Below are 4,855 nucleotides of genomic sequence, written 5' to 3'. Positions count from 1 at the left end.
CAGGATTATACGTTTGGAACAATGGTGCGGGAATTGGATCTGCCACGCAGTTTGAACCGCTTGCCGTTGACCGAAATTCAGTTCAACCTGGAAACAGTGCCGGAAGATTTGAACATGGGTGGGCTGAGCATGCGCACCTATCCAAATGCCAAAGCTGCATCGAACTTTGATATGTTTTTCAATGTCATTGAGGGAAAAGACGGCCTGCGGATTGATGTGGATTACAACAGCGATGTTTATTCAGCACAAACCATCACCCGTTGGATGGAGCATTTTGAAACAGTTTTGAATGAAATTGCAGTGAATGCTGACCAGCGCGTTGCGGACCTTCAATTGTCCAAAACGCCGACTGTGCGGGCAGAAGGCTACGGTGATTTTGATCGCACTGCGATGGTGCAAACACTGGTGGCTGCCACGGCGCAAGCACATCCAAACGCAATTGCACTTGAAGATCGTGACGCAACGCTGAGCTATGCGCAGCTGATGCAGAAAGCTGATGCGCTTGCAGCCCAAATTCAGGCGCAAGTGCCTGGTACAGGTGCGCGGATTGCTGTTTCGATGGATAGGTCCGTAGAATTGGTGGTTACCTTGCTGGCAATTCTGAAGTCTGGTCATGCGTATTTGCCGCTTGATCCAACACAACCCAAAGCACGTTTGCAGTTAATCCTGGAAACCGGCAAGGTGTCCGCGATTGTAACCGATACGCCGGCTGGTTTGGACTATGCAGCGGATATGGGTTTGGCGATCATTGATGCCAAAACAACCCCGATGGGGGGGCAACCGGCACCAATCACGATTGATCCAGAGGCCACGGCTTATGTGATCTTTACGTCCGGTACAACAGGCACGCCCAAAGGTGTTGAAATCCCGCATCGTGCAGTAGTCAATTTCCTGCACTCCATGGGTAAGGCTAACCCAGCGTTGGTCTGCAAAATCTACATGCACAAAGCTTTCAGACCCTGTGATCTCTGTAACCGCAACCTTGGTTTTAAAAGAGATCATGCTCGGATCACTGTCGATGTGCAGATGATTAGGACGGAAGCCCAATGTGTAATCACCATCCCCAACCTGAGACAAGACACCGCTGGTCGGCGCAGAGAATTTTTCGCCGTGACTAACCACACCACCCTTAATACTAACGGGCAAGGTATTGATCGGTGGATCAGAGAAAACGTCGGCAGTCAACAAATCACTAGGATTGCGATAGATGTCGATTGTTGATCCGAACTGGGTAATCCGGCCTTCGTGCAATGTCGCGGTGTTACCACCTAACAACAGTGCCTCTGTTGGTTCGGTCGTCGCATAGACAAAGATCGCGCCGGTTTCAGCAAAAACCCGTGGCAATTCTTCGCGAAGCTCTTCACGCAACTTGTAGTCCAAGTTCGCCAGCGGCTCATCCAAAAGAACTAGGTCAGCACCTTTAACCATGGCACGCGCCAAGGCTGTACGCTGCTGTTGACCACCTGAAAGCTCAAGCGGTGTTCGATCCAGCATTGGTTCCAGCTTCATCATCGCAGCTGCTTCACGAACTTTACGATCAATCTCGTCAGCCGGAGCGCGGGCAATACGTAACGGAGACGCAATGTTCTCGTACACTGTCAATGCCGGATAGTTGATGAACTGCTGATAAACCATAGCAACATTGCGATCTTGTACCCGAACGCCTGTTACATCAATACCATCAAAGGAAATACGTCCCTTAGTCGGCTTATCCAAGCCGGCCATAAGCCGCATCAAACTGGTTTTACCTGAAAGGGTCGGTCCGAGAAGAGTGTTAAGCGTACCACGCTCCAGACTGAGGTTTGCCTCAGCTATGTGTACTTCGTCTCCGACCGTCCTCCAGATATTCTCTAGAGATAACGTCATTTCAACCCCACGAAACTCAACTTTATAGTTGGTTTTGTTTTTCTATTTTTGTTTAGCTGGCTTTTGCCAGTTTTTTAATATTCTGCGCCATCCATTCGGATAGTGCTTCCTTGTCTGCTCCCTTGATTCTCAGTCCTAGTTTGCTTCGACGCCACAGTACATCATCCGCTTTCTGCGCCCATTCATGGATCATCAGATAACGCACTTCTGCTTCATAAAGATCAGCTCCGAAATTCTGACCTAAATCCTCTAGCGACGTAGCATTACCAAGTAAAAGCGAATAACGGGTTCCGTAACTCCGTATCAACCGCTCTGCATGGCTTTTTGTTATAAACGGGTATTCTTTTTGTAATTTAGAAACTTGTTCAGTTGCCTGCTCACACGGGAAATCGCCGCCGGGAAGGGTAGCGCCCTGAGTCCAAGCTCCCCCAATTTCAGGGAAAAATCCAGAAAGTTTTTCAATGGCATGTTCTGCCAGACGACGATACGTCGTGATCTTCCCACCAAAAATATTCAGGGCAGGGGCGCCATCAAGCTCGTCAACTTTCAAGACATAATCACGTGTTGCTTCCTGTGCCTGGCTTGCACCATCGTCATAAAGCGGGCGAACACCAGAATAGGTATGAACAACCTGATTTGAAGAAATCGACGTTTTGAAATAGCTGTTTGACAGGCGGCAAAGATATTCAACTTCGTCCTGAGAAATTTTAACATCAGCAGGGTCACCTTGGAAATCTTCGTCAGTGGTCCCGATCAGCGTGAAATCCTTTTCATAGGGAATAGCAAAAACAATACGCTTGTCGTCATTCTGGAAAATATAACAGCGATCATGGTCAAACAGCTTTGGAACGACAATGTGGCTTCCCTTGACCATTCGTATAGAATGATGAGACGAACTTTCCATTTCTTCATTCAGGAACTTCGATACCCACGGGCCAGAAGCATTTACAAGAACCTTACCTTTGATGATCTGTCGATCGCCATCATTTGTGCTTTCACAGGTAAGATTCCAAATACCCTCTTTGACTTTCGCATCCACACACCGGGTCCGACAATGAATATCTGCCCCTTTATCCCGGGCATCTATCGCATTCAACGCAACTAGGCGCGCATCATCAACCCAACAGTCAGAATACTCAAAACCTTTTGCAAATCCTTCTTTCAAAGGAGATCCTGCTTCATCGGTTTTCAGATTTAATCCGTGACTTGCTGGCAGCTTTTTCCGCCCGCCGAGATTGTCGTACAAGAAAAGTCCAATACGAATAAGCCAACCGGGCCGTTGTGATTTGTTGTGTGGAATTTTCGTCATCAATTTCGTTTGGAGTACGGTGCATTCCTGATTCTAAAAAGGAAGAGAAAACAGCTTCAAAAGTATGTGCTTTAGTAAATTTTATATCATAAAAAGGCATAATAACCTGAGAAGAAATATCAGAATTATTTTGATACTTTGGTAAAGCACCAACAACATCTGCTAGCCCGCCAACTTTGGCAATTGGATAGCATTCCGCGCTTAGATGAATTATTTTCATTTTATATTTTATGCGTTTTAATAAACATACAAAATTATACTTTACATTTTTATTGAAACCCCATTTTTGAAGAAAATGCAGTCTTTTGCCTGATTGATTAATAATATGAGCGAAAATTTGATGTTAACAACAAAAAGGTTGATAAAATCGCAAATATGTAATTAAATTGTAGTCCTCGTTTTAATAAAAACACTTTTACATTAATAAAGGTTTAATCGTTTGCCGTTAAATGTCATTTTGTTTTATAGAATTATAGTATTAGTTCAACCTTTTTTTAACCCGATTCATCAGAAATGGCTTCTATACAATGGTTTTTAAAACCAGTTTCGTACTATCAATCTTAAACCGAACAGTTATGAAATTAAAAGTATTAATCTATTTCTTGATTTTTTTTAGTGTACCGCTAACTTTTTCACAGAATATCTCAGGCACAATAACAGACGAAAACAATAAACCTTTAGAGTATGTAAATGTTGTGCTACACAATGCAGACTCTAAAGAAGTTCTAACAGGCGTTGTTTCCAATGAAAAAGGGACTTATATTTTTGATGATCTTTTAAAAGAAAAGTATTATATAGTAGTTTCCACTTTGGGTTTTGAAACAAAAAAGTCTGAAGTTTTTGAATTGTTGAACACAAAAAATTTGGATTTTATTTTAAAAGAAGAGTCGCAAATCCTAAACGAAGTTGTAGTTAAAAGTAAACGACCCGTTATACGGCAAACCGCAGAAAAACTGATAGTAGATTTAGAAAAATCTGAAATGATTAACTCTAATTTAGAAGATGTTATAAAACGTGTACCCGGATTGATTGTAACAAATAACGGAATTAATTTTGCAGGCAGAAGTGATGTTAGAATTTTAATAAACGGTAAAACCACAAGTTATATGGATGTTGAAACATTGTTGCGGGATTTACCTGCCGATAATATTTCGAAAGTAGAATTAATAGAGCAACCCGGAGCAGAATTTGATGCAGAAGGCTCTGGGCCAATAATTAATATTATTTTAAAGAAAAACGTGCGTTTAGGAACTCACGGTAGTGTAAATGCTTGGGTTGGGGAAGATGAAGGTTTTGAGCATGGTACAAGCTTTGCGGTGGCGAGTTATAAAAACAAACTAAACTGGCAGGCAAATGCTGGGCAATCTAGCCCAACGTGGCGAGACGATTTATTTATAAAACGAATAGTGCAAGATCCTAATTCGCAAGAGGAAACAACTTATAATCAAGCGACGATAGAACCTTATAATCCTAAAACATTCAGACTTGGTGGAAGTTTAGATTATTATATAAACGATAAACATTCCATAGGTTTTGGAGTGCGTTACAATAATTCCAATTCCGAAAGAATATCTAAAAGCAATACGTCAATAACTTCTCTAAATTTAGATGAAATGATGGTTTCAGAAAATTCATTTGAAAGAGCGCGGCACACCATAAATATAAATCCATATTACGAAT

General features: G+C 42.5%; 4 protein-coding genes and 1 pseudogene. 2 read left to right on the top strand and 3 right to left on the bottom strand.

Features of this window, described 5'->3' with window-relative positions; all coding sequences use genetic code 11:
* On the top strand, positions 1-1,221 hold a 1,221-nt coding region (locus Q0241_RS22525; RefSeq protein ID WP_366941147.1), incomplete at its 5' end, for an AMP-binding protein.
* Between the two features lie 174 nt (positions 1,222-1,395).
* Here the strand turns inward: Q0241_RS22525 and Q0241_RS22520 are convergent.
* The 3 genes and pseudogenes from Q0241_RS22520 to Q0241_RS04355 form a co-directional block, all read right to left on the bottom strand.
* Positions 1,396-1,866 (bottom strand): annotated as a pseudogene (locus Q0241_RS22520) (ATP-binding cassette domain-containing protein); the annotation flags it as partial.
* A gap of 52 nt (positions 1,867-1,918) precedes the next feature.
* Positions 1,919-3,124, bottom strand: a complete 1,206-nt coding sequence (gene glpD, locus Q0241_RS04360; RefSeq protein ID WP_299373705.1) for a glycerol-3-phosphate dehydrogenase — start codon at positions 3,122-3,124, stop codon at positions 1,919-1,921.
* Positions 3,045-3,395, bottom strand: coding sequence for a glycogen/starch synthase (locus Q0241_RS04355; RefSeq protein ID WP_299373699.1), 351 nt, complete (start codon positions 3,393-3,395; stop codon positions 3,045-3,047). The genes glpD and Q0241_RS04355 overlap by 80 nt, the downstream gene beginning before the upstream one ends.
* 355 nt (positions 3,396-3,750) lie before the next feature.
* On the opposite strand from Q0241_RS04355, the gene Q0241_RS04350 reads away from it, so the two are divergent.
* Positions 3,751-4,855: TonB-dependent receptor (locus Q0241_RS04350; RefSeq protein ID WP_299373696.1), on the top strand; the 1,105-nt coding region annotated here is incomplete at its 3' end.

This window comes from uncultured Kiloniella sp. (genome assembly GCF_937128705.1).
In the GTDB taxonomy this organism is placed as follows: domain Bacteria; phylum Pseudomonadota; class Alphaproteobacteria; order Kiloniellales; family Kiloniellaceae; genus Kiloniella.
Note: the sequence above shows the minus strand (reverse complement) of the source record. Positions and strands in the feature narration are given on the sequence as shown.